This is a genomic window from Amphritea pacifica, assembly GCF_016924145.1.
GTDB lineage: Bacteria > Pseudomonadota > Gammaproteobacteria > Pseudomonadales > Balneatricaceae > Amphritea > Amphritea pacifica.
The window spans coordinates 1-24,395 of sequence record NZ_JAFFZO010000052.1; the positions used below are offsets into that span (position 1 = coordinate 1).

16 protein-coding genes and 1 CRISPR repeat array are annotated in these 24,395 nt (G+C 53.6%); of the genes, 5 read left to right on the forward strand and 11 right to left on the reverse strand.

Annotated features, from left to right (window positions below; translation table 11 throughout):
- The first annotated feature begins 126 nt into the window (after positions 1 to 126).
- A CRISPR array of direct repeats spans positions 127 to 4,474; the repeat unit is 28 nt; unit sequence GTTCACTGCCGCACAGGCAGCTTAGAAA.
- A gap of 124 nt (positions 4,475 to 4,598) precedes the next feature.
- From JW499_RS20610 to JW499_RS20660, 11 genes are read right to left on the reverse strand one after another with little or no spacing between them, the layout of a single operon-like run.
- A complete protein-coding gene (locus JW499_RS20610) occupies positions 4,599 to 5,879 on the reverse strand; it encodes an alanine racemase (protein WP_205212356.1) in 1,281 nt (426 codons plus the stop codon).
- Position 5,880: 1 nt separating this feature from the next.
- Positions 5,881 to 7,296, reverse strand: coding sequence for a D-arabinono-1,4-lactone oxidase (locus tag JW499_RS20615; protein ID WP_205212371.1), 1,416 nt, complete (start codon positions 7,294 to 7,296; stop codon positions 5,881 to 5,883).
- 2 nt (positions 7,297 to 7,298) lie between these two features.
- The gene (locus JW499_RS20620) at positions 7,299 to 7,613 is read right to left on the reverse strand and encodes a c-type cytochrome (protein ID WP_205212357.1); all 315 of its coding nucleotides are present in this window, start codon (positions 7,611 to 7,613) and stop codon (positions 7,299 to 7,301) included.
- 20 nt (positions 7,614 to 7,633) lie between these two features.
- Positions 7,634 to 9,076, reverse strand: a complete 1,443-nt coding sequence (locus JW499_RS20625) for an aldehyde dehydrogenase family protein (protein WP_205212358.1) — start codon at positions 9,074 to 9,076, stop codon at positions 7,634 to 7,636.
- Positions 9,073 to 10,248, reverse strand: coding sequence for an MFS transporter (locus JW499_RS20630; protein ID WP_205212359.1), 1,176 nt, complete (start codon positions 10,246 to 10,248; stop codon positions 9,073 to 9,075). Before JW499_RS20630 ends, JW499_RS20625 begins: the two co-directional genes overlap by 4 nt.
- Before the next feature lie 26 nt (positions 10,249 to 10,274).
- Positions 10,275 to 10,910 carry a hypothetical protein gene (locus tag JW499_RS20635; RefSeq protein WP_205212360.1) on the reverse strand — a complete coding sequence of 212 codons (636 nt, stop codon included), beginning with the start codon at positions 10,908 to 10,910 and terminating at the stop codon, positions 10,275 to 10,277.
- Positions 10,911 to 10,914: 4 nt separating this feature from the next.
- Positions 10,915 to 12,420 (reverse strand): aspartate aminotransferase family protein, encoded by a 1,506-nt coding sequence (locus tag JW499_RS20640; protein WP_205212361.1) that lies wholly within the window; start codon positions 12,418 to 12,420, stop codon positions 10,915 to 10,917.
- Complete coding sequence (locus JW499_RS20645) at positions 12,417 to 13,064, reverse strand: class II aldolase/adducin family protein (RefSeq protein WP_205212362.1); 648 nt, start codon at positions 13,062 to 13,064, stop codon at positions 12,417 to 12,419. The genes JW499_RS20640 and JW499_RS20645 overlap by 4 nt, the downstream gene beginning before the upstream one ends.
- Positions 13,051 to 14,682 carry a xylulokinase gene (locus tag JW499_RS20650; protein ID WP_205212363.1) on the reverse strand — a complete coding sequence of 544 codons (1,632 nt, stop codon included), beginning with the start codon at positions 14,680 to 14,682 and terminating at the stop codon, positions 13,051 to 13,053. Before JW499_RS20650 ends, JW499_RS20645 begins: the two co-directional genes overlap by 14 nt.
- A complete protein-coding gene (locus tag JW499_RS20655) occupies positions 14,682 to 15,563 on the reverse strand; it encodes a TorF family putative porin (protein ID WP_205212364.1) in 882 nt (293 codons plus the stop codon). The genes JW499_RS20650 and JW499_RS20655 overlap by 1 nt, the downstream gene beginning before the upstream one ends.
- A 55-nt stretch (positions 15,564 to 15,618) precedes the next feature.
- Complete coding sequence (locus tag JW499_RS20660; RefSeq protein ID WP_205212365.1) at positions 15,619 to 16,059, reverse strand: DUF2147 domain-containing protein; 441 nt, start codon at positions 16,057 to 16,059, stop codon at positions 15,619 to 15,621.
- A gap of 124 nt (positions 16,060 to 16,183) precedes the next feature.
- Here JW499_RS20660 and JW499_RS20665 point away from each other — a divergent pair, with 124 nt between their 5' ends.
- The 5 genes from JW499_RS20665 (at position 16,184) to JW499_RS20685 (ending at position 24,040) form a co-directional block, all read left to right on the forward strand.
- Positions 16,184 to 16,846: a TetR/AcrR family transcriptional regulator gene (locus JW499_RS20665; protein ID WP_205212366.1), complete on the forward strand. Its 663-nt coding sequence runs from the start codon at positions 16,184 to 16,186 to the stop codon at positions 16,844 to 16,846.
- A gap of 39 nt (positions 16,847 to 16,885) precedes the next feature.
- Positions 16,886 to 17,680 (forward strand): SDR family NAD(P)-dependent oxidoreductase, encoded by a 795-nt coding sequence (locus tag JW499_RS20670; RefSeq protein ID WP_205212367.1) that lies wholly within the window; start codon positions 16,886 to 16,888, stop codon positions 17,678 to 17,680.
- A gap of 94 nt (positions 17,681 to 17,774) precedes the next feature.
- Positions 17,775 to 18,839 carry an NAD-dependent epimerase/dehydratase family protein gene (locus JW499_RS20675; RefSeq protein ID WP_205212368.1) on the forward strand — a complete coding sequence of 355 codons (1,065 nt, stop codon included), beginning with the start codon at positions 17,775 to 17,777 and terminating at the stop codon, positions 18,837 to 18,839.
- Between the two features lie 1,262 nt (positions 18,840 to 20,101).
- The gene (locus tag JW499_RS20680) at positions 20,102 to 22,000 is read left to right on the forward strand and encodes a sensor domain-containing diguanylate cyclase (protein WP_205212369.1); all 1,899 of its coding nucleotides are present in this window, start codon (positions 20,102 to 20,104) and stop codon (positions 21,998 to 22,000) included.
- Positions 22,001 to 22,318: 318 nt separating this feature from the next.
- Entirely contained in the window at positions 22,319 to 24,040 is a 1,722-nt protein-coding gene (locus tag JW499_RS20685; RefSeq protein ID WP_205212370.1) for an SWIM zinc finger family protein, read from the forward strand.
- The last annotated feature ends 355 nt before the right edge of the window (positions 24,041 to 24,395 follow it).

A 24,395-nucleotide genomic window follows, 5' to 3' on the forward strand; every position in this document is an offset into this window, starting at 1 on the left:
ATACATTGCCCATCATAACAGCAATCCGAAGCCATTTATTTGGACTAAAAGTGCCCGAGACATTCTGGAAAAAGTTATTCGTGCCAACAGTCGCTTAAGCTCTAAACAGAATGCAACACTACACTAGTTCACTGCCGAACAGGCAGCTTAGAAAATTGAGTAGTCGCCGGTGTTGGATACCATTGAGTTCACTGCCGAACAGGCAGCTTAGAAACTGCGAAGATCCTCAGTCCTGCACAAGCACTGGTTCACTGCCGAACAGGCAGCTTAGAAATACTGTTGCAATAGCACTTTTTATAAGGTTAGGTTCACTGCCGAACAGGCAGCTTAGAAATTAAAAATGGAACAATAAGTAAAGATCAGGCTGTTCACTGCCGCACAGGCAGCTTAGAAATGTTTCAGCAATTCCACATCGGGTGAATCTGCGTTCACTGCCGCACAGGCAGCTTAGAAATAGCGCCATTATTTTCAAAACAGCAAGCATTGGTTCACTGCCGCACAGGCAGCTTAGAAAATAAGATAAGAAAACTCATCACTATTTTCGCCGTTCACTGCCGCACAGGCAGCTTAGAAAGACTTGTCGGCGCATTCATGTACTTGATCTGTGTTCACTGCCGCACAGGCAGCTTAGAAAAACATGCCCATATATGCTTGCTTATACCACTCGTTCACTGCCGCACAGGCAGCTTAGAAAAATAAATCAAAATTGGTGGGGACATCGTGCTGGTTCACTGCCGCACAGGCAGCTTAGAAACCGCACCTGCTCCAGCGCCTCTTTCAATTCCTGTTCACTGCCGCACAGGCAGCTTAGAAAACCCCGGTGACCAGCCCGGAATCTGTCCGAGCGTTCACTGCCGCACAGGCAGCTTAGAAAGTGGCGAATATTGCCCGGGTTGTTGTTGCGTAGTTCACTGCCGCACAGGCAGCTTAGAAAGAGAGCTATATCAGTGCAGTATCTCGGGCGCTGTTCACTGCCGCACAGGCAGCTTAGAAAACGTCGAGGAGTTCAGATACCACGTTCAGGACGTTCACTGCCGCACAGGCAGCTTAGAAAACTAACCGGATCTGTCTCGACTGTAGACAGGAGTTCACTGCCGCACAGGCAGCTTAGAAATGCATGGGCCGCTACGCTAAACGCCTGATAAAGTTCACTGCCGCACAGGCAGCTTAGAAAAACCAACAAACGACAGACCGCCGACCCCGCAAGTTCACTGCCGCACAGGCAGCTTAGAAATTAAAACAGCCACATCAGGCGAATCCGTTATCGTTCACTGCCGCACAGGCAGCTTAGAAAAGCGACTAAAAGCCGCCCGTAAAAAGCTAAGGGTTCACTGCCGCACAGGCAGCTTAGAAAATGATGTTTTTCAGGTTGCGCGGCTTGTTCTTGTTCACTGCCGCACAGGCAGCTTAGAAAACCGTGCCGTGCTGTCTGGCGCATCGCTTCACGTTCACTGCCGCACAGGCAGCTTAGAAATGTTTCTGTTCAATGCTGCGAAGCACGTTTTTGTTCACTGCCGCACAGGCAGCTTAGAAAAACCTGAGCGAGTACGAGAGGTATACATGGAAGTTCACTGCCGCACAGGCAGCTTAGAAATTGACCCGTAGCTTTCATCAAGTCAGCAACAAGTTCACTGCCGCACAGGCAGCTTAGAAAAAAGCAGAAATTTCCGCTGCGAATTATTAAAGGTTCACTGCCGCACAGGCAGCTTAGAAAAGAGGGCTTGCATCATGACTCAGAGAATGACAGTTCACTGCCGCACAGGCAGCTTAGAAACGCCATAGACTTCAGATCGGCATCGCGGATCTGTTCACTGCCGCACAGGCAGCTTAGAAATCGCAAGAAGAATAATCGGAAAGCGTGAAGAGGTTCACTGCCGCACAGGCAGCTTAGAAATCCCTGACCCGCTTTCTAAATACTGTAAATCCGTTCACTGCCGCACAGGCAGCTTAGAAAATTGACAGGTCAAGAATTCTTGACCATCATGTGTTCACTGCCGCACAGGCAGCTTAGAAAACAGATGTTTTGCTGCGCCTGCCGGAGTATTGGTTCACTGCCGCACAGGCAGCTTAGAAATCTTCATGGTGGCCCGCAGAGACGGACAACCTGTTCACTGCCGCACAGGCAGCTTAGAAAGTATTGAGTAATCGGCGGAACCGTCATTCAGCGTTCACTGCCGCACAGGCAGCTTAGAAATTTATCGAGAATCGCCTGTATTGAGTAATCGGGTTCACTGCCGCACAGGCAGCTTAGAAATCACCGAACAGGGCTTTGAATACGACCGTGATGTTCACTGCCGCACAGGCAGCTTAGAAAGTCACCGATGTTTAATCCGCCGTTTCGAAATTGTTCACTGCCGCACAGGCAGCTTAGAAACGTGGGTGATGATGTAGTTGGATGGGAATCCCGTTCACTGCCGCACAGGCAGCTTAGAAAAGAAATGAAAGCCAGATACCCGAAGGACTGGAGTTCACTGCCGCACAGGCAGCTTAGAAACTATGCCAACTCTATATCCGGCTGACCACAGAGTTCACTGCCGCACAGGCAGCTTAGAAAGCACCACCCATGCCGCTAATCTGGCGGCATGAGTTCACTGCCGCACAGGCAGCTTAGAAAGGCTGGAAATCGCCCAGGGCGAATGCGCTATCGTTCACTGCCGCACAGGCAGCTTAGAAAGTCCAGCGGCAGCGCCATCAATTGTTCTGTTAGTTCACTGCCGCACAGGCAGCTTAGAAAAGTTCGATAAAGTTATCTTTATCGCCGGTTGCGTTCACTGCCGCACAGGCAGCTTAGAAATAACCATTCAACAGCACATAGTTAGTGGGTGTGTTCACTGCCGCACAGGCAGCTTAGAAATTAAGCGCGGTACTGAACCTGCTACAGATAGCGTTCACTGCCGCACAGGCAGCTTAGAAAAAAAACCATAGCCAGCTGCTGGCGCTGCTGGAGTTCACTGCCGCACAGGCAGCTTAGAAAGCCAAGTAATCGGGACTCATGAGGTAGAAGCAGTTCACTGCCGCACAGGCAGCTTAGAAATGAATGACGGGCCGAACAAATCGCAGGCAATAGTTCACTGCCGCACAGGCAGCTTAGAAAAGCTGCCTGAGGGTGGTCTGGGCGGCAACAGCGTTCACTGCCGCACAGGCAGCTTAGAAATGACGGGTGGCCTCGCTATCAGCCAACGCTTCGTTCACTGCCGCACAGGCAGCTTAGAAAAGTCGTCAACGGATCGCTATCAATCACTGATAGTTCACTGCCGCACAGGCAGCTTAGAAATTTTTTTAAGGTTCTCGGGGAGGGGTTAATAAGTTCACTGCCGCACAGGCAGCTTAGAAAATTGGCTTCCGCGTCTTATACAGCTCTTGAAAGTTCACTGCCGCACAGGCAGCTTAGAAATGCATGGGCTGCTACGCTAAACGCCTGATAAAGTTCACTGCCGCACAGGCAGCTTAGAAAAATATAGAAAGCCATTATCAGGTTTTTGAGTGGTTCACTGCCGCACAGGCAGCTTAGAAATACACCCGGAGTCTTATATTCCCTACGGTAGAGTTCACTGCCGCACAGGCAGCTTAGAAAACATAGCGCACTTGATCGCGGTCAGTTCGCTTGTTCACTGCCGCACAGGCAGCTTAGAAAACCCGTGCCGATGAGCTAATCCAGCGCAACGAGTTCACTGCCGCACAGGCAGCTTAGAAATCGGCAATACGCTCGGCCTGGTGGTTGTGCTCGTTCACTGCCGCACAGGCAGCTTAGAAAACTTACCAACATAAAAACCACGAGCCGATTTTGTTCACTGCCGCACAGGCAGCTTAGAAAACCCCCCCGTCTAGGTTCTTCTATGGAATTTCGTTCACTGCCGCACAGGCAGCTTAGAAATGCTGCTGGGCATGGCCACGATTGAAACCGCCGTTCACTGCCGCACAGGCAGCTTAGAAATCTCGATTGTTTTGTGGAATTGATAATAATGTGTTCACTGCCGCACAGGCAGCTTAGAAATATATGGAAAAGCACTACGGTACTCTTTCTATGTTCACTGCCGCACAGGCAGCTTAGAAAACTATTACGTTCTCTGGCGAGTTTGATATATCGTTCACTGCCGCACAGGCAGCTTAGAAATGCTCAAAAAGAGCCAACCAGTTATCCTGAGAGTTCACTGCCGCACAGGCAGCTTAGAAAGCACGACGCCGACAGGTGGAGAAGGAGGAGGGGTTCACTGCCGCACAGGCAGCTTAGAAATCATCCAGCCGCCTGATCTTCAGCCTTTTGATGTTCACTGCCGCACAGGCAGCTTAGAAAAAACAAAAAGCAACAAAAGCAAACGTCATACTGTTCACTGCCGCACAGGCAGCTTAGAAAAGGCAAACCGAAAGGGCAAGCATTTTACAACCGTTCACTGCCGCACAGGCAGCTTAGAAAGCTGTCTCTATCTCCAAAGGTGACGAAATTGAGTTCACTGCCGCACAGGCAGCTTAGAAAAGCAGCAAGCGCGAACTATAACTATTACCGCGGTTCACTGCCGAACAGGCAGCAAAACCACTTCCCAGAAAACCGTATCGACAGGCGTTTACTGCTGTTTACGCGGATTCCATGATCGTTTTGCTCAGGCTATATAGGGTGATTCCGGTGGTAGTGTGGGCCAGCGCTGTTCTATACGGTCGCCGCGGATGCCGAGTAGCTCGCCGAACTGCAACAGGACCGCTTCGGACTGGCTTGGCCGCTGGAAGAGGAAGTCTCCTACTGCCAGTTCGACCCCTTTGGCGGCATAGTAGCCTTCCTGGTTTGAGCTTTGGTAGATCGTTGCAGGGGTTACTCCTGGGGGGGATACAGGCTCGGCAAGCCAGTTTCCTCCATAGATAAAAAGAGTGTCCGCCTGGTTTGCGTTCCACAAGGTCATTGGGGCAGACAGCCATTCGAGACTTGGCAGGCCGGTACTGGGGTGTCGTTTGAGCAGAGGGGAGGCGATATAGGCGCAGGGTTCGAAGTCGGTCAGAAGTGGCAGGTCGTAATGGCTGGGCTTCAGCAGTGCGGAACCTACGGATATATCGTTTAGCAGCGTATCATTCTGGTAGTTGCGGAAGGTTGGGCTTCCGGCACCGTTGAAGGTTAGCGGCGCACGCGCCAGTTGTGGGAACTGGCTGTTCAGCAGTGCGATACAGTCGGCATAGCGCGCTTTTACCCGTCGTATCTCAATATTTGCCAGAATCGACGGTAGTGCTGAGACGTGGGCGTCATACCCCATGAAGCCGGAGAAGGTTAGGTGGTTGGGGTTAGCAGCGATGGTCGTTAACACCGGACGCAGCGCGTCCGGGCCTGTGAAGCCCCCGCGGTGCAGGCCGACATCGATCTCCAGATTCACTCTCAGGTTAAGCCCACGGGCCTTCGCCAGTTCGAGGTATTGGTTGAGGCGCTGGGGAGTGTCGACCAGCCACTGGAGTTGCCGGGCCGGGTCGAACTGAGTCTGTGGCGTATCGTAAAAACGATTAAGGGAGGCGACCGGAAGAGGTTTGCCTAGTAATATATCGCTCTGTGGACGCAGACGTGCAATCGCCTCGATAAAGGGGCGATGGAACACCATCGCGGAGTTGCTACCTGAGCGTGAGGCGATGTAATCTACCAGGCCCGGAGCCGGTACTGATTTTACTACGATGCGGTAGTTGCTCTGAGTTGCGGTGTTAACCGAGTCCATAACCCGATCAACATTGCGATCAAGCCGGTCCAGATCGATCAGTAGCGAAGGTTTGTCGATACCCTGTTGACGTAATAGCGTGTTTAGTTGGGCGAAATATTGGGAGTGTCCGCCTGCATTGGTTTGTGGTTTGGCAATTATCAGTCCGGCAGCCGCGGCGCTGCTTCCAATCAGAAAACGTCGTCGGTTTATCATTTCAGGCGACTCCAAACAGCTGTTTGAGATAGGGGTTTAGCATTCTGCCCTGAGGGTCAATACTCTCCCTGACGGAGAGGAAGTCCTTCCAGTGATGGGGGTAGAGTGATGCCAGACGTTGGGTATCGAGTGTATGCAGTTTGCCCCAATGAGGTCGGCCTTCGTATTTCCAGAAGATTGGCTCAATCTGTTCGAAATAGGTTTTGTGATCCAGATTATGAAACTGGTGCACAGCGATGGCGACACTCTGGCGGCCCTCGAACATGGACAGCCAGATATCATCTGCCGCTACGGTGCGGTATTCAAGTGGGAAGCAGACGGGAATTTTACGTTCGCGTATCGTTTGCAAAATCTCCCGTATACAGGCCGGCCCGGCTTGCGCGGGTACGATGTATTCCATCTCGCGAAAGCGTACCAGCCGAGGGTGCCCAAATATTCGATAGGAAGGGCCTGTCCGTGTGGTGGTTGCGTCGTCGGCCAGGCTGTTTTTCAGTAACCAGTCGTAGATGAGTCCAGAGCCGGGCATCCAACTGATATTTTCAAATACGCTGCGCAGTTTGTTGAGTGATTCCGGATCATCTTCACCCTGAGTAGTGTCGCCGGGTTTGGCCAGATCGGTGGACACCGTTGCCGCCAGATCGGAGTTAGGCAGTGGAAGAAACTCGAAGTGACGGTGTGATTTGACGCGCTGCTCCAGATCGTCAAGCACATCTTCGGTGTATTCGACCCGGTTGGTTTCAGTCAGGTTGAAACTTTCTACGTTTTGTAGTCGTACGCGGGTGATGATCCCCAGTGTGCCGAGAGAGGTGCGTGCGGCCTGAAACAGTTCGGAATTTTCTGTGGCTGAGCAACGAATGAGTTCGGCATTGGGGGTGGCAAGGGTGAGACCGCAGATCCGCGTTGACATGGAACCAAAACCGGCGCCGGTCGCATGGGCGGAGTTGGCGATAGCTCCGCCCAGGGCGAACCGGTCGACATCGGGCATGTTCGGTAATGCCTGGCCAATATCCGCCAGCAGCGGCCCCAGGTTGTGCAGACGTGTCCCAGCCCATAGTTCCGCTTGCAGGCTTTGCTTATCGTAGTCGATGAGCCCGCTGAGCAGATCGGTGGCAATTAGGGTTTCGTCGGTGGGCACCTGCGGGGTGAATGAGTGGCTGGCACCAACCGCCCTGACGGTGCCGCGGGCGCGCTGCAGCGAATCGACCAGCGCGGCCTCTGTTTCGGGGGCTTCTCTATGGGCTGGGTAGCAGTGCAGATTACCTGCCCAGTTCATCCATGGCAGGGGTTTGTCAGGGGCATAAGCGACGGCGTGGGACGGTTGAGTACGCTGGGTTGCGCATCCGGGAAGCAGTGTGGCTGCGGCTGCAGTTGCAGCAGCTGCGGTTCCCTGTAAAAAACGACGGCGACTGTTTTTCATTCTTATTCTCCCGTGAGTCCAGATAGCAAGCGAATAAGCGCCCGAAGATCGTCCTCTGTACAGGCGGAACAATATCCGGCGGGTGGCATGCCGCCCCGTCCCTGAATAACACTTTGTAACATGGCATCCTCGCCACGGTGGTTACGCTCAGACCAGTCCTCCGCTTTGCCCAGGGTGGGGATAAAACGGCTTTCTCCCACATGACACTGGGCACAGTTGGCGTGAAACAGTTTGAGTTGGCGCTGGCTGGGCACCGCTTGCACTGTGGTGCTACAGAGCAGCGCAACGATGATCATAGATGCGCTATAGGATCTCATTTTTGCCTCTCCTTTAATTATTATTTGTGCAGCCATTGAATCAGTAGGTTTATTAACCGACGTTTTGTCTGGCTGTAGGGGGGGAAAAACATTTTGACGACCAGCAGTGGTCCACCGCGCAGGCTGGCGCGTTCATGGGAGAACGCCTTAAAACCAAAAATTCCATGACCGTTGCCGATGCCTGAGTTGTTGACGCCGCCGAAGGGCAGACGGGTGTGAGCATATTGCAGCATGCAGTGATTGATGACGATGCTGCCAGAGCTGGTTTCATCACGAATACGGCGGATACACTTGTTACGCTGTGTCCACAGGTAGAGTGCCAATGGCTTGGGGCGGTCATTGATATAGTTGATGACTTCATCGAGCTGATCGAATTCGATCACCGGCAACACCGGGCCGAAGATCTCCTCATCCATGATCAGGGCCGATGCGGGAATATCTGTCAGCAGGGTGGGCGCGACATAGCGGTTTTGCCAGTCATAGTTGCCACCGGCAGGACAGCGGGCACCCTGTTGCACAGCATCGTCGATCAGTGAGGCGATGCGATCAGCGTGCCGGGTGTTGATAATACGGGCGAAATCGGGGCTGGCTGCGATATCAGCATCGTTGTCGCCAAATCGCTGACGGATGATCTCCCGACAGTGGTTTAACAATTTGTCGCGTACGCTTCGCTGCACGAACAGGGTATCGGGCGCGATGCAGGTCTGGCCTGCGTTGATCAGTTTTCCCCAGATGATCACTTCGGCGGCACGCCTGAGATCAGCACTTTCATCGACTATAACCGGGGATTTTCCGCCCAGCTCCAGGGTGACCGAAGTCAGATGTTTTGAGGCGGCGGCCATCACCAGTTTTCCCACTCCAGGCGAACCGGTGAAGAAAATATGGTCAAAGGGGCAGGCAAGCAGTGCCTCTGATGTGGCGACCTCGCCCTCGACCAGTGCCACTTCAGTAGGCTCAAAACAGTTGGCGATCACCTGGGCGAGCACGGCGTTGACGGCAGGGGTGAACTCTGAGGGTTTTAAAATGACCGTGTTGCCCGCAGCGATAGCCGACACCAGTGGGCCGATCAGTGTCGCGACCGGGTAGTTCCACGGCCCGATGATCAGACAGCGCCCTTTGCTCTGGTAGGTGACACTGGCGGATGTGCCGAAAGCGGCCAGTGTCGAGCCGACGCGAGTGGGTTTCATCCAGCGGCCTAATTTGCGTCTGGCCATATGGATCTCATCGAACACCGGCAATAGTTCGGTGAGCTCTACCTCCGCGGCGGGTTTGCGAAAATCGGTTTGAAAGGCGCTGTATAGTTCGTCCCGGTGGGCCATCAGAGCATCGCCGAGACGTTTCAGTTTGTCTCGCCGCACGCGGGCACTGCTGCTGCGAAGATGCAATGCCGTTTCCCGCTGCCCGTCAAATAGAAGATCTATCTGCTGTCGATTGCAGGGAAGGGGGCGGACATCGGTGTTCATTGTGGATTCTCCCGCAGGCCTAACTGACGTGACAGTGGTTTGTGCCCCAGCAGTTTGAGTGACAGTGCGAAAAGGGCAAAGGCGCCACTGAAAAGCGGAACTACCAGGACATTGTTTTCGTTCATCATCAACGACACAGTTAGTGGACCGATGGCGCTGCCGAGTAATTGCATCGCGGGTACCAGCACGGCGACGCGGCCACTTGAATCAACCATAAACGCCAGGCCGAGATGGAAGGGCATAATAAACAGCCAGGTAAACCCGAATAATGCCATCAACATGGCAAATGTCGTGAAGCTGGGGTGCGCAAGGTTTGTCAGTATCAGAGCAATGCCGCCCAGCACTAATGAGCCCAGAAATAACACCAGTCGCGGATTCAGATAACGAACGGTAATGGTGGCGGTGATACCACCGAGCACCTGCAAGATCAGCACTTCAGAGACCACCGTGCCGATCTGGTCAGTACTGAAGCCGAATGCTGCGCCGACGGGATCCAGATAAGCCCAGAGCGAGCCAACCGCTGCCATCTGTAAAAATGCTATGACCAGTGGCAGCAGGGTGGTGATGGACCAGCGGATGCCGCCCGAAGCCTGTGTTGGTAGTGGCTGCAAATGTTGTGGCAGGGTACGAGCCAGAAGACCGGGGATCAGAGACAGGCAGGCAAGCACCATGAAGCCCCCCTGCCAGCCCGTACGGGGGATTACGGCGGTGGATAACAGTGTCGCCACGACCGCCTGACTGAGTGTCTGGACGACAATAAATAGCGCCGCAAGACGGTCGGGGTGGCGGCTGCGGACGATGATACTGGTGGTGAGCCAGACCAGTATGCCCTCCGCCAGACCGGTTATAGCGCGGACAATGGTCATTGCCAGATCACCATGGACAGCACAGGCAAGAGCATTAAATCCCACGATTAGCAGCGATGCGAGCGTGGCGATACGCCAGGTGCGAGACAGTGGCAGATAGCGGTCTGCCAGTAAAACGCCCAGACCCAGGGAGATGATCTCGCCCATAGCGACAAGGCCGACACCTTCAATGCTGACGACCCCGGTTGTCAGTAGCTGACCAAGCAAAACTGGCTGCAGGCCGAGAATTAACAGACCTACTGAACCGATGCTCAACGCGGTGAGAGTTGAGCCGAACGACATGGTTGTTGCTGCGAGAGTTTTCATGGAACACCTCCGTGGATCGGCATCGCTTAGTAGCCTTTGGTCTCTACCGGTAGCTCACCTCGAGTAAAAGCCTCCTGCGCGCGCTGTTCATCCTTGTCTAACCGGCCGTTGGCGATGCGGCGTACCCACCAGGGAAGACGCGTGATGCGTCCCCCGGTAGCGGCTGCCAGCACATAGGCTTTGGCACATTTTTCAAATAGCTCTGCATTCAACGCCAGACGGGTGCAGGTCATCCCAAAGCACATCGGAATCTGGCGCCAGAGCAGGGCGTTTCCTCCACCTCTCAGGGCTTTATCGAGCTGAGCATCAAGCAGGATTGCTCCGGCCATACGGCCGATATGGCGTGCCTGTTCGTCGAACAGTTGTGGCAGAGTGCCACCAAAGTGGGGCAACAGAGAGCCAAAGGCACCACCGCCAAAGGCGATGGCTCCGATATCACCCCGTCGGGTGTAGATTGCCGAATGGTCTTTGGCTATCGCGCTTGTCGGGTTGTTCAGATCAACAAGCTGCGGCTGCGTATCGGTTGCTGAACCCAGCCAGATCTTCGGAGTATCAGGGCAGCGAACCGATAAACCGGCGTTTTTACCACTGAGAAGTCCTTTGACCGCCAGCCGATCGCGGGTATTGATCCAGGTTTGTTGTAGATTGTTAGTATCAGTCATGGGCTTACACCAGATTAAAAACGTCATCGAAACGGTTAAGTGCTTCGTCTATCACCTCATCGGTGTCGGCAAGGCTGGTGTAGATGCGGCTGCCAGCCAGGGTGATCAGTCCGTGTGCTGAGTAGGCGGCACCCATCTCTTCCATCATATGCTTGCGCTCTTTTGCCTCATTTTTGACGCGCCACAACTTGTAAAGGTTACTGGTGTCGAGCAACAACACGCCGGAGGTTTGCAGATGCACGATTGACCCCATGTTGTAGACCACATAGGGGAGTCCTCTTCGCTCAATAATTTCTGCCAGGCCGCGCCGCAATCGGTCACCGGCCCGTCCGGCTTTGCCCGCAGCATCCTGTTTCTGGGCTTCGAGCAGCGCGTGATAACCGGCGACGCAGGAGAGTGGATTGGCGGACAGGGTACCGCCGACAAATGCGCGTCGGGAGGTGGTTCCGATACCCCCTACCAACATCATCATGACATCCCGGCGCCCACCGATGGCGCCTGCCATGGGGTATCCCCCGGCAAGGCATTTACCCAGCACTGTGATATCGGGTTTAACGCCGAAGTAGGCCTGCGCTCCGCCTGGCCCCATACGGAATCCGGTAACCACTTCATCGAATATCAGCAAGGCACCAAACTCATCACAGAGTTTGCGCAGTTGGCGGTTATAGTCAGGGTGTACCGGACGGGTGCCGCTTTCAGGCCCGAGAGGCTCAACCATCACCGCCGCCGTACCGCCACGCAGGCGATTCATCTGCAGCTTGCGGCGCAGGGCGTCAAGATCGTTTGGCAGGCACTCCTGGGTATGTGCTGTGGCACCACGGGGGATACCGATCGCTTCCATACGCCCGGTACTGGGCAGTCGCATGCCATACACCAATTGATCGCTCCAGCCGTGATAGGCACCGCCGATCTTGATAATCCATTTTTTCTTGGTATAGGTGCGCGCCAGACGCACCGCGCCCATCACTGCCTCCGTGCCGGAACCGAGCAGCCGTACCATGTCCACACCGGGCATGGAGTTGCACACCAGTTCAGCCAGTTTGGCTTCATATTCGTGTAGCAGACCGGTGACCGGGCCGCACTGGTCCAGCAGTTCGTTAACTTTCTCCCGCAGTTCAGGTGGGTTGGAGCCGAGCAGGGTGGGGCCGCCCGCCTGAAGAAAGTCGATATAACGGTTACCATCGACATCGGTGAGATGGGCTCCTTTCGCCTCTTTCATGGCCAGCGGAAAAGGGTAGTTGAAAGAGAGGTTGTGTTGAACACCACCAGGAATTACCTGTTTGGCCTCTTCGGCGAGGCGCTTTGAGGTTTGGCAGCGTTCATCGAAATAGCCCAATACCTTCGACATGGCATCTCGGCGTATGGATCGCATCGGCTGATTGACCAGGTTGTCAAAACGACGGTAGAGATCGTCGACATCCGGCCACTCAGAGATGGCGGGGGTCAGTTGAGGGTTTTCTGCAGTCAGTTCAACGGAACCCTGCGGTGAAATTGTTTTTGGTGCGTTCATGAAATTCCTCCTAATACCGCCCGGACGCGTTGCAGGGTATCGGCTTGTTCTGGATGGTTGTGTGCATGGGTGGACATACCCTTGCGTAGCCAGGCGAGGGCCTGACTTTCGAGTGTTTCCACCGCTTCTATCGCGCTCTCGATGCTGTCGCCGCAGCACAGCACACCGTGATTACGCATAAGATAGGCGTTGCTATCAGAGCGGATCGCCCGCTTAACCATGCCTGCCAGCAGGCCGGTGCCGGAGGGCATATAACCGATCATGGGTACGCGACGCCCCAGGCGCTGCCGGGCTTTCGCTTCGGTGACGTGCAGTGGCTTGCCGAGCAGAGTGCAGGCGCTGGCGATGGGCTGATGGGTGTGAATGCTGCAGTTAACCTCGGGTCTTTGCCGCAGCAACTGGGCATGCAGCCCGGTCTCCACTGATGGATCGCGCTGGCCGTCGACTTTCTCCAGGTCGGATAGCCGGACCACGCAGACATCAGCGGCGGTCATGGACAGGTAGTCAATAGCCGAAGGCGTGACGGCGATCAGTTCGGCATCAATACGCAACGCTACATTACCGCCGGTTCCGGCGAGAAATCCGCGCTGGGACAGGTCTACGCAGAGGTCGACAACACGCTGTCGTTGGTTACTTGCTAACATGCACAGCTCCTTTCTGAGGTGACTGGTTGAGGCGGTTATAGATCGGGGCTAATTGGCGATACAGATCTTTGTAGATGCCGAAGCGTTCATCGTAGAGCGCTCTTAGCCCGGGATTCGGCTCGTAGATCTTACGGTGGCGCTGCAGGTCTGGCAGATCGGACAGACTCAGTGCGCCGGTGCCGATGGCGGCCAGAAATGCCGCGCCCTGGGTGTTGGCCTGAATCGGGTTTTCCAGCTGTCGCATCGGTTGACCACTGACGTCGGCAATAATCTGACACCAGAGATCTGATTGCGCGCCGCCGCCCACCGCTGCGATGGGGCCCGGGTCACGCCCCAGCAGACCGATAAATGGCTCCATCATCCAGCGGGTATTGAATGCCACCCCTTCCATAAAGGAGCGGATGATATCTTCGCGGGAGTGACCCAGGGATAGATTGACCAGACCGGCACGGAGGTTGGCATTATCGACCGGTGTGCGCTCGCCAAACAGCCAGGGCATATAGATAAGGCCGTTGGAGCCCGGTGGAACCCGGGCTGCGATGATATTGAGAATCTCATACACATCAGGCTGATCTTCATCACTCAGAAATTCATCGGGATGAAACAGAATCCGGTCACGCAGAAAGGACAGGTTGGCCCCCGCCGTCGATTGCAACGCGATGGCCAGATAGCGACCGGATACGGCGCAAGGGACCGATGCAATCTTATGGCGCACATCGGTTTTTTTGAACGGTACATGGGCGCCCAGCCAGGATGAGGTGCCAAGATAGAGATGTGGTTTGAAATCGGTCACCGCTGCACCGATAGCCACCGCGGAGGTGTCGACCGCGCCTGCAACCACAACCGTGTTGGCGGGCAGACGGAGTTGTTCGATCACATCGGATAGCGCCGGACCAATCACCTCTGTAGAGGGGACGATATCTGGTAGCTTGTCGCGCTCGACCCCGAGCATTGCCAGCAGCGAATCGTCATAGCGAATCCGGTGTGGATCGCGATTGTCGGTCACCCAGGTGGTGAGCATTGAGTCCGGGGTGGCGCAATAGCGACCGGTAAGGCGCAGGTTCATGTAGTCGAGCGCATTGAGAAACTTATAGGTTCGCTCATAGCGTTCGGGTTCATGGTCGCGGATATAGGCGATATGCCCGGCGTTGTCCTTGCCGGATTGTGCCGGTACACCTCCTGTCAGACGCAGCCAGCGCAGCAGTTTTCCCGGGGAGTGCCCCATCACGTTAAACCAGCGATGACGTAATCGTCGGGCAATTGCCTGGGCACCGCGCATATCCAGCCAGAGCATCGCCCGGCCGAGAGGGGCACCGTCGCGGTCGACACAGACCGTACATTCGGCCTGGGTCGAACAACAGACGGTGACGATACGCTTCCGCATGTCTGCATCGGCGCATACCACTGAAGCCGCACTGATAAACGCTTGCCACCAGTCCTGCGGATCCTGTTCGGCGCTGACACCGTCAACATATAACTCCACCGGTTCGAAAGCCCAGGCTGCCACTGTGCCATCGAAGGACACCAGGGCACATTTGCACCCTGAGGTCCCCAGATCGACCGCCAGAACCAGTGGGCCGGAGGTTGGTTTACCCTGATGAAGGTAGGCGTGGGACATCAGAAACTCCTGGTGACGGAAAACACAAATGCATCGTTATCGGTTGCGCGCAAGCGGTTACCATCCTGGACCTGGTAAAGCTCGCGGGCGTTGGAATCGGTTGAATACCAGTCCAGGCTCCAGTCAAAGCCCCACTGTGCGCGGCTGATACCGATCTGATAATCGGAGAAGTCCGCTTCTTTGAAGTTTTCCACCTTTTGCTGGCCAACGTGCAGGGTCAGGGTGGTTGCCGGTAACAGATCGACCGAGTAATTCAGATCGAAAAGCATCGAGCCTCTTGAGTTATGGTCTCCACGTCCGTAACACGCCAGTGCATCGGTGGGGTCAGTTGCTAACTGCAACATCTGGCCGCAGACACCGCCGGTATCAGCGCCGCGGTACGTGTCGGAGACGACGTAGAGCATGCGCCCCTCAATCGCGCCGTAGTTGGCTTCAAACAGCAGGAAGTTACTGTTGAAGTCGGTGCTTTTAAAATCACCCGGGGTGAAGGTGTTCAGATCGAATGAGTGGGGAGCCTGAAACTTTGCCCCCGGAAACAGCTCAGTCGCCACACCGACACCAAAGTGCCAGGCCTCGGGATCACCCCAGCGGTAACCCAGCCCCAGCGTTACTCCAGTACCTGAGCCACCGACAAACTGTTTTTTACTCACCGAGACGATTTCCGCCAGGGCGATGATGCCGCTTTCATGGGCGATCTCCGTATGCAACTGCAGTGCCGGGTGCAGCAGGGAGTCGGAAATACCGCGGGTGCGCTGATCTGTTTTTAACGAAATTTCGGTGTCGATGTTATAGCTGGCGACTTCACGCTCAATAGCGCAGGCCGATCCAGAGAGGACTGGCAACAGCAGTGCCAGCCTAGAGATAGTAGGCATGAAACGCATAGCGCTTTCTCCTTCGTTTGTTTTTGTATTGGGAGCTAACGGTCAGGTTGTTGGATTATTGTTTGCAGCTTGGACTAGCGGGTAACTGGTCTGTACGTGCGAGATGCTCGGTTTTGCCGAGTACGGTGAAACCGATGAAAGCCCTGATGCTCATCTCCGCTCCCTCGACACTGACTTTACCCTTGTAGGTTTTGTCTTCACGTGGGTCATAGACCCAGCCATCCCGCCAGGCTTCATCGGTGTAGTTATCCAACTGGATAACGCGTTCACCACAGGTGTCTGCCGGCGTGCCTGCGTCTATGTCCCAGACGATTGTCCCGCACAGGGCGCCGGGACGGTCAGAACAGTTATCGAAGCGGATGACGGCGTCTTTTACATCGGTCATCCACAAACCTTTAGCGTCGTCAGGACCGCTGGCGCGAACCGTCGTTGGATTGAACAGGGTTGAAGTTAGCAACAGCAGAGAATACGTATGCCATTTAGTTATTTTTTTCATGGCTCCTCCTTAAAATGACGGATAGTTTGAAACGATAGTGATGACTATTGTATAGTCATGACTATCGTATTGGCAATACGTTTTGTGTAATAATTCACCACTCCATTCATTTCAGGGTTGAAACATGACATCAAAACAAACAGGCGGTGCTAGCAAAAATACCGTTCTCACCGCCAAGAAAAGACCGGAACAGCAACGGGGTGCGGACACCTATGAGCTGATTCTTGAGGTCGCGGCACAGATGTTGGGGGAGGTTGGTATCGAACGTCTGTCGACCAATCAGATCTGTGCGCAGGCGGGGTTAACACCGCCTGCGCTCTACCGTTATTTTCCCAACAAGTACGCCTTGCTCTCGGAGCTTGGGCAGCGATTGATGAAGAAACAGAACGAGTTGATACCGCTGTGGATTACATCTGAGGTTCTTTGCGGTTCGACAGCCGCGCTTGAAAAGGCGCTTGAAGGATTGCTGATTGATACCTACCGGGTTACCCGGGATACGCCGGGGGGTGTCTGGATTTTACGTGCATTGCGAGCCGTGCCATCGCTGCAGAAAGTGCGTCTCGATTCACACGAAGTTGTTACCAAAGCTCAGGGTGAGCTGCTGAAAGAAGCGTTTCCGGATGTATCAGCCGAAGAGCTGGCTCTGGCGGGCCGCATTGTCGTTGACATGATCTATGCCGCTGTCGAAATGTTGCTGGATCTGGAGATTGATGAACGACCGGTTGCCAGTATCGTCGCCGCTATGATTGCCAGCTACCCGGCCCGCCTTCGGGCAACGGGTGAGTAAGCGTAAAGACCTGACTTTTGATACAAGGGAATAAAAATAATGAACCCACAAGATAAAGTGATACTGATTGTCGGAGCCTCTTCCGGCATTGGCTATAAGCTCGCTACGCAGTTAGCGGACGAGGGGGCGTTACTGGCGGTGACCGCGCGCCGACAAGATCGGTTGCGCGAGTTACAGACCGGGATTGAACAACGGGGCGGGCGCTGTTTTGCGCTCGCTGCCGATGCGCTGGATGAAAGCGCAAGTGAAGAGGTGGTGCGTAAAGTTGTCGATCATTATGGTCGTATCGATGTGGTGATCCTCAACGCTGGCGGTGCGCCGGCTATCGATATGAGAATGATGGGGGCCGCAGAGGTGCGCCACTATATGCGTACCAATTACGATGTCAGCGTCAATTACCTGTTCCCGGTGCTGGAACAGATGAAAAAGCAACGACGGGGGCTGGTGGTGCAAACCAATTCGCTCGCCGGATTTCTGGGGGTGCCACTGCAAGGGCCGTACAGCGCGGCGAAAGGGGCGTTGAAACTGCTGATCGATACCTGTCGACTTGAGTTTCATGAATATGGCATCGGTTTTGTCAGTGTGTATCCGGGGTTTGTCGCCACCGAGGCAACCCAGGATGATGGCATGCCCGCGCCAATGGAGATCTCGGCAGAACAGGCGGCCCGTTACATCATCCGTGGTATACGGCGTGAAAAGCCCGATTATCTGTTTCCGGGATTAATGCGTTGGACTATTCGCCTGCTGGGAATTGTTCCTCCCTCTCTGGTGCGCTGGGTCTTACGCCGGGATGTACCGAGAATGGTGGAAGAGGAGAACCGCGCATCGTCATGACAGTGTAAATCTATGGACGGCGCAGAGGTTGATCAAGTGTTTCATCGCTGCGTAGCTCAGGGCAATTATCGCGTTATCGAACTGGAGAAAAAATATGGGCTTGAAGACTACACTCGTCACTGGCGGTACCGGCTTTCTGGGCTGTCATCTTGTACAGCAACTGCTCGACGACGGCTACCGGGTGCATGCCACCGTTCGCAGTCTGGACAACGAAAATAAGCTAAGCCCGTTACGGGAGTTGCAGGCAAAATATCCCGATAGACTGAAACTGTTCAGCGCCGACCTGCTCAAACCCGGGTCATTCGATGAGGCGATGGTGGGGTGCGAAACGGTGCATCATGTCGCATCGCCTTTCCTGCTGCCGGAGCGGATCAAAGACGGGATGAAGCAGATGCTGGAACCGGCACTGCAGGGGACATGCAATGTACTGGAGAGCGTGAACCGAACGCCAACGGTCACCCGTGTGGTGATGACCTCTTCGGTAGGGGCGGTCTTCGGTGATTATGCCGATGTTTTGGAGATGAAGGATGAAATACTGACCGAAGCGTATTTCAATACCTCCAGTACTATTGAGAACAATCCTTACCACTTTTCCAAAGTTGAGGCGGAGAAAGAGGCCTGGCGGATGGCGGAGGCCCAGCAGCGCTGGAGTCTGGTGATGATCAATCCGGGCATGATTCTCGGGCCCTCGTTAACACCCGCTTCCGAGTCGGGGAGTCTGTTCCTGCTTGATGAGATGCTTAAGGGCTACTTTTTCTATGGTATGCCTGACCTGAGCCTGACGACCGTCGATGTTCGCGAGGTGGCTAAGGCACATATCAGCGCGGCCAGCACCGAGTCGGCTACAGGACGCTATATCCTGGCGGAGAAGCAGATGATCTCCTTTGTTGAGATAGCGAAGATTCTGCGTACCGTCCATCGTCGTTCCTATCTGCTGCCCAAACGACAGATTCCTGATTTTGCCGTGCGTCTGATCGGGCCTCTGTTTGGTTTGACTCAGGACTACATGCGTAAGCATCTGGGCATCAGGTTCGGCGTGGACAACCACCGTAGCGTTGACGAACTGGGCATTGACTACCGGCCTATAGAGGAAACGCTGATCGACCACTATCGTAGTTGGTTAGCGCACCGGGAGATGGCCGCAGGCACCGCTGGCTGAAGGTGGGGTGAGGCCAGTGCGATTGATTTTTCCCACAATAGGACAGCCTGCTCAAACTAATTTCAGACGTTGAGCGCTTTTACCCAATCTATTTCCGTTGACAGACGCATCGACAATCCGAGGAAATATTATCATGCGTCTGCGCGGTTTCAGGGTGCATGGTTTCAGGGCTATGGATATCTTCGAGAATTTATCGCCACTGAAAGTGGCTCCTACACTATGTGCTTTTCTCTGTGTTCTCTGTGGTAAATACGCTTTTGAGTGTTGGTGTTTTTGTGCGAGGTGCGCCTCGCGCCGATTGCAGTTCAAAGTAATCGCGACGGGGGCGTCACTCCCACAGGTAATGACTGAACATTGCGACGAGGCACCCAGAGGGTTGTTTTATCAGTGTTTTCTGCCGAACACGACTCCAGGGATGGAGGAGGCAGAACGAAGCAGGAAGCCAGAGTCGGGGCGGCTTAGAGAATGCTTATCGCCACTGAAAGTGGCTCCTACACGATGTGCTTTTCTCTGTGTTCTCTGTGTCCTCGGTGGTAAATACGCTTTTGAGTGTTGGTGTTTTTGTGCGAGGTGCGCCTCGCACCGATTGCAGTTCAAAGTAATCGCGACGGGGGCGTCACTCCCACAGGTAATGACTGAACATTGCGACGAGGCACCCAGAGGGTTGTTTTATCAGTGTTTTCTGCCGAACACGACTCCAGGGATGGAGGAGGCAGAACGAAGCAGGAAGCCAGAGTCGAGGCGGCTTAGAGAATGCTTATCGCCACTGAAAGTGGCTCCTACACGATGTGCTTTTCTCTGTGTCCTCTGTGTCCTCGGTGGTAAATACGCTTTTGAGTGTTGGTGTTTTTGTGCGAGGTGCGCCTCGCACCGATTGCAGTTCAAAGTAATCGCGACGGGGGCGTCGCTCCCACAGGTAATGACTGAGCATCGAGACGAGGTACCCAGAGGGTTGTTTTATCAGTGTTTTCTGACGAACACGACTCCAGGGATGGAGGAGGCAGAACGAAGCAGGAAGCCAGAGTCGAGGCAGCTTAGACCACTACCATGTCAAGGTTGGGGTATAGAAGCGACTTTCAGAAGGTATGCCGGTGTACTCAAAATGGCGTCATGAAACGGACTAAAGTGTTGGAAGCAGTATAAACTTAGTTCGCAATCTACCCGTAAAACCTCTGTGCCTGGGGAGCCTGAGGTTTTATCTGATAGACTTCAATTGTTGTACTGTCTCGCTGAACTGCACTCTCAGGCCGCTGATTATTATCATGGAAACTCCGGGTTTTAGTATTAACAGCCATCGTCAGATGGATCATCGATGTCGGGCGGGCCATAGTCGTGGGTTTGCAGCGCGTCTTGTTGTGCTGCTGATGTCGCTGTTAATCAGCACTTTGTGTCATGCTCAGCCATTGATTTCTCTGTCTTCGAATATGGCGGATATCGGCACTGAGAGGAGTGTTCGTTATCTGGAAGATACTGATCATACCTATACGCTGGAACAGGTGAGCAGTGAACCCCTGGCTTCGCGCTTTGCGCCGCTGCCGGATGGTAAGAGTAACTTTGGTATCAGTGGTTCCGGTTTCTGGTTACGCATCGATCTGAAAAACAGTGGTGAAGAGCCCCAGGTATCGCTGCTGGAAGTGGTTCACCCGCACTGGGATCATGTGACTTTTTATACCGACGGTGCTGCGGCTCAGAGCGGTGGTGATCATCTGCCATTTGCCAGTCGTGCGGTTGCCGCTGAGAGCAACCTTTACCCTGTGACTACAGCGCCCGGCGGTGTGCAGAGGGTATGGGTGCATCTTTCTTATAATCAACCAGGGCTGGCCGAGACCAAGTTGTCGCTGTGGACGCCTGATGAGTTTGCTCAGCACTACGACAGTCGTTATTTTATCATCGGCTCTTTCATCGGTATGGGCGTGCTGGTGGTGCTCTATAATTTGCTGATCGGTTACTCCACCAGAATGCCTGAGTATATCTGGTATACCTTGTATATTATGGCGGCGATGATGGCTCTGCTGTCCAACACTGGCCTGGGTTATCGTTATCTGTGGCAGGGAACTCTGTGGCTTGTCGATTTAGCGCCGATCCTTTTTTCATTGCTGACGCTGGTGTTGGCAACCCAGTTTACCCGCAGTTTTCTCAATACCCGAGAGTCGCAGATTATTGACCGGTTGCTGCAATCCCTGTTTGTTTTAGCTGCGCTGGCGATGCTCTGCTACCTGTTTGGCGGGCGCGGATATGCCTTAAAGCTCACTCTGTTGTATGCGCTGGTGACGGTACTGTTTCCTCTGATCGGCGTCTGGCGATATAAAAAGGGCAGGAGCGATGCCCGGTTTTATGTTCTTGGCTGGAGTGTCTGGAGTCTGGCTATGCTGATCGCTGTGACGCGCAATGTGGGCCTTATTCCGGCTGATTTTGTCACCAGCTTTTCACCACCGCTGGGTTTCTGTATCGAGGGGGTGCTGCTCTCTTTAGCGCTGGCGGACCGGATTAATTATCTGAAACAGCAAAAAGAGGCGGCGGAGCTGTTGCATATCAACCATCTGCGGCAGGAACAGGAGGTACTTGAACAACTGGTGTCAGAGCGTACCGCTGCACTGGAACAGGCGGTGAAGCGTGCCGAGTTGCTGGCGCTGACCGATTCGCTGACCGGAGTATTAAACCGCAGAGCATTCTTTGAGTCCGGTGAGCAAGAGCTCAATCGGGCCCGGCGATATCAAACGCCGCTGGCGATGGTGATGATTGATCTGGATATGTTTAAGCAGATCAATGATAACCATGGTCATGCCACGGGGGATCGGGTGCTGGTTGCTGCCATCGATGCTTTACAGTCGATGACACGTACCGCTGACCTGTTCGGACGTATTGGCGGAGAGGAGTTTGCAATCCTGATGCCACAGACCGGTTTGCAGGCGGCTACCGATCTGGCCGAGCGCCTCAGAGTGACGCTGGATACGCTGGAGATCCGGGTTGGAGAGCTGACGCTTAATGTCACTGCCAGTTTTGGCGTGGCGGCTATTGATGTGTCAAATGAGTCGCTGGCCGAAGCGATGGGGCGGGCCGATGAGGCGCTGTACCGGGCCAAAGCCCGTGGCCGTAACTGTGTTGAACTAGCGTCTGCTGCAACGATAAAAAACGCTGCACTTTCACTGAGCAGAACATAAAACAGATTAACCAACGAGAGCACAGAGAAAGATCAGAAACTATCGGGCTCTATCGGCGCGAGACGCGCCTCCTACTGTGTTTATTTCTTATTGGCACCACAGAGAAATACCAAAGACGGGCACTACTCCGTGTCCTCTGTGCTCTCTGTGGTAAAAGCCGGCTGTTGTAAAGCATTGCTCTGGGCCTTTTCGAAGAGCAGCGCTAGAGATATCCGGAACGATTGTTGTAATATCGCCTTTTTATGATGACTCGTTGGGATGCAACCGAACGTTTTCAGATATATGAAACTAGATCGTAGATAACAGGCTTTAACTCTGATGGATAATGTAGAAATCACCGATCAGCAGTTGCTCGCACTGGCAGGTCAGGGAGCATTTTCCCGAGGGAAGGATTACTTTCAGCAGGGGCTGGTTGAGCATTGGCAAAAAAATGGCCAGACGATTACCGCTGATGTGCAGGGCACAGAGCTGTATCGAGTCACCCTGATCCACAATAATCAACGCTTTGAAGGCAGTTGTGATTGTCCCGCCTCCGAAGGTTTTGATTTTTGTAAACATTGTGTTGCGGTGGCGATGTTGTACCGGCAGGAAGTCGGAGAACAAACTCGACTGGGCGATGGCAATGTCGATCAGCGGATACAGGCCTATCTGAATAAGCTTGATCATCAGGCGTTAGTCGCGCAGCTATTGGATATTATCACGAGTGATCGTGGCTTAAAGCAGACCTGGTCGATCAAAGCCGATATTGCGCTGAATAAGATGGATGTTAAAGCGATAAAGAAGCTTATCACGGCGGCGATCCCGTATAACAAGCATCTCTACCGTTACAGCCAGGTGCGCAACTATTTCGACAAGATCGGACCGGTTATTGATCTGCTTGAAGGGCAGTCAGAACAGCTTGGCGCCGAAAAGACCCTGTCGTTGGTGGATTATGCTCTACAACGTCTGAGCCGGGCGCTGGAAACTATCGATGATTCCGGTGGGTTTCGTTTGCAGCTAGAAGAGCGGTTGCAACAACTACACTGTGAAATCGTTAGCAAACTGGTCTGGGATAAACCAAGGCTGGTGGCGTATTTGCTGTCTATTGAAGATTCCGATTGTGCGGATTTGTATGCGGCAATTCCGGATGCTTACCTGACCTGCCTGGGGGATGATGGCGAGACGCTGATTCATAAAGAGTATCAGCGTCGCTGGGATGCTCTGCCGCCGCTGAGTGAAGACGCTGACTGGGACGATGAGTCAACCTACAGGATGCTACAGTATCAATTGCGCAGCCGAGCCGAACGAGATAATGACTGGCAAACGGTGATTAGTCTGTTACAAAAAACAGCAATAACCGATGTGGATTTTCTGGAGCTTTGCCAGTTGTGTCATGACCACGGTGATATTGATCAGGCGGAACGCTGGTTGTCTGAAGCTAAGCGTTTAAAGATAGGAGATAAACGCAACCGGTATTCCGGTTTTAATGTTGAACGCATGGAGATCAGATTGCTGCTCTCTCATGACAATTTCCAGCAGGCGTTAGCGATACAGTGGAGTATCTATCAGCAAACATTAGAGCTGGAAGATTATGAAAGGGTGTTGGAACTGGCAGAGATGAGCCATTCTGATGAAAACTATTTTGAACGGGCCGAAGCGTTTTTACTTGGCAGAATAGAGAAGAATGCACATCAGCCCTGGTTTCATCGATATGCTGATGATCTGGTAGCGCTGTATCTGCGGGAGGAAGAATACCTTGATGCTCTGGCGTTGGTACGACAGCATCAGGTAGATGAGTCTTCTTTGTTACAGGTTGCTCAGGCGTTCAATAACAAGCCTGACATTGCGATCCCTCTTTATGCGCTACTGGCCGATGGCTATGTCTCACAAGGTAACAACAATGCGTACCACAAGGCAGTCGCGCTGATATTAACGGTGATTTCAATTGCGGATGATGCCGGACATAAAGCGTTGGCTGAACAAATGCTGACTGACTTCAGGGTTCGTTTTAAAGCGAAACGGAATTTTATTAAGTTTTTGAATGAGGCTTTAACGAACTGATTTTGCTATTTGTTCGGTTTGTTGCTAAGTCTTAGTCATGTCAGTTAGGCTCTTCTCGATCTTCTCTGTGACCTCTGTGCGGGGTAAAAAGCTATTATTGTCAGCTTTATCATGATGAGGTGCCCAGAAGGCATGCTAGCCCGCATTCTACATAAAAGCAGTGTTCTGGAAGATCGGATTTTGTAGCGAGCCATGCCCTCATGGCGATTAGGTTTTATCTAAAAGATTCGAGTTATTGTCAAATCTGGTGTATGGGATCAGGCGGCATTCCTATCTGATTGATCCCTTACCTGTTCTCCATCCTTGAACTCAACATTATTGACTACCAGGGTCAGTAAGTTGAAACCTTTGATCC

Coding starts and splice junctions, on each gene's coding strand:
- JW499_RS20610 (WP_205212356.1), bottom strand. CDS start 5,879: ATGATAAACCGACGACGTTTTCTGATTGGAAGCAGCGCCGCGGCTGCC.
- JW499_RS20615 (WP_205212371.1), bottom strand. CDS start 7,296: ATGAAAAACAGTCGCCGTCGTTTTTTACAGGGAACCGCAGCTGCTGCA.
- JW499_RS20620 (WP_205212357.1), bottom strand. CDS start 7,613: ATGAGATCCTATAGCGCATCTATGATCATCGTTGCGCTGCTCTGTAGC.
- JW499_RS20625 (WP_205212358.1), bottom strand. CDS start 9,076: ATGAACACCGATGTCCGCCCCCTTCCCTGCAATCGACAGCAGATAGAT.
- JW499_RS20630 (WP_205212359.1), bottom strand. CDS start 10,248: ATGAAAACTCTCGCAGCAACAACCATGTCGTTCGGCTCAACTCTCACC.
- JW499_RS20635 (WP_205212360.1), bottom strand. CDS start 10,910: ATGACTGATACTAACAATCTACAACAAACCTGGATCAATACCCGCGAT.
- JW499_RS20640 (WP_205212361.1), bottom strand. CDS start 12,420: ATGAACGCACCAAAAACAATTTCACCGCAGGGTTCCGTTGAACTGACT.
- JW499_RS20645 (WP_205212362.1), bottom strand. CDS start 13,064: ATGTTAGCAAGTAACCAACGACAGCGTGTTGTCGACCTCTGCGTAGAC.
- JW499_RS20650 (WP_205212363.1), bottom strand. CDS start 14,682: ATGTCCCACGCCTACCTTCATCAGGGTAAACCAACCTCCGGCCCACTG.
- JW499_RS20655 (WP_205212364.1), bottom strand. CDS start 15,563: ATGCGTTTCATGCCTACTATCTCTAGGCTGGCACTGCTGTTGCCAGTC.
- JW499_RS20660 (WP_205212365.1), bottom strand. CDS start 16,059: ATGAAAAAAATAACTAAATGGCATACGTATTCTCTGCTGTTGCTAACT.
- JW499_RS20665 (WP_205212366.1), top strand. CDS start 16,184: ATGACATCAAAACAAACAGGCGGTGCTAGCAAAAATACCGTTCTCACC.
- JW499_RS20670 (WP_205212367.1), top strand. CDS start 16,886: ATGAACCCACAAGATAAAGTGATACTGATTGTCGGAGCCTCTTCCGGC.
- JW499_RS20675 (WP_205212368.1), top strand. CDS start 17,775: ATGGGCTTGAAGACTACACTCGTCACTGGCGGTACCGGCTTTCTGGGC.
- JW499_RS20680 (WP_205212369.1), top strand. CDS start 20,102: ATGGAAACTCCGGGTTTTAGTATTAACAGCCATCGTCAGATGGATCAT.
- JW499_RS20685 (WP_205212370.1), top strand. CDS start 22,319: ATGGATAATGTAGAAATCACCGATCAGCAGTTGCTCGCACTGGCAGGT.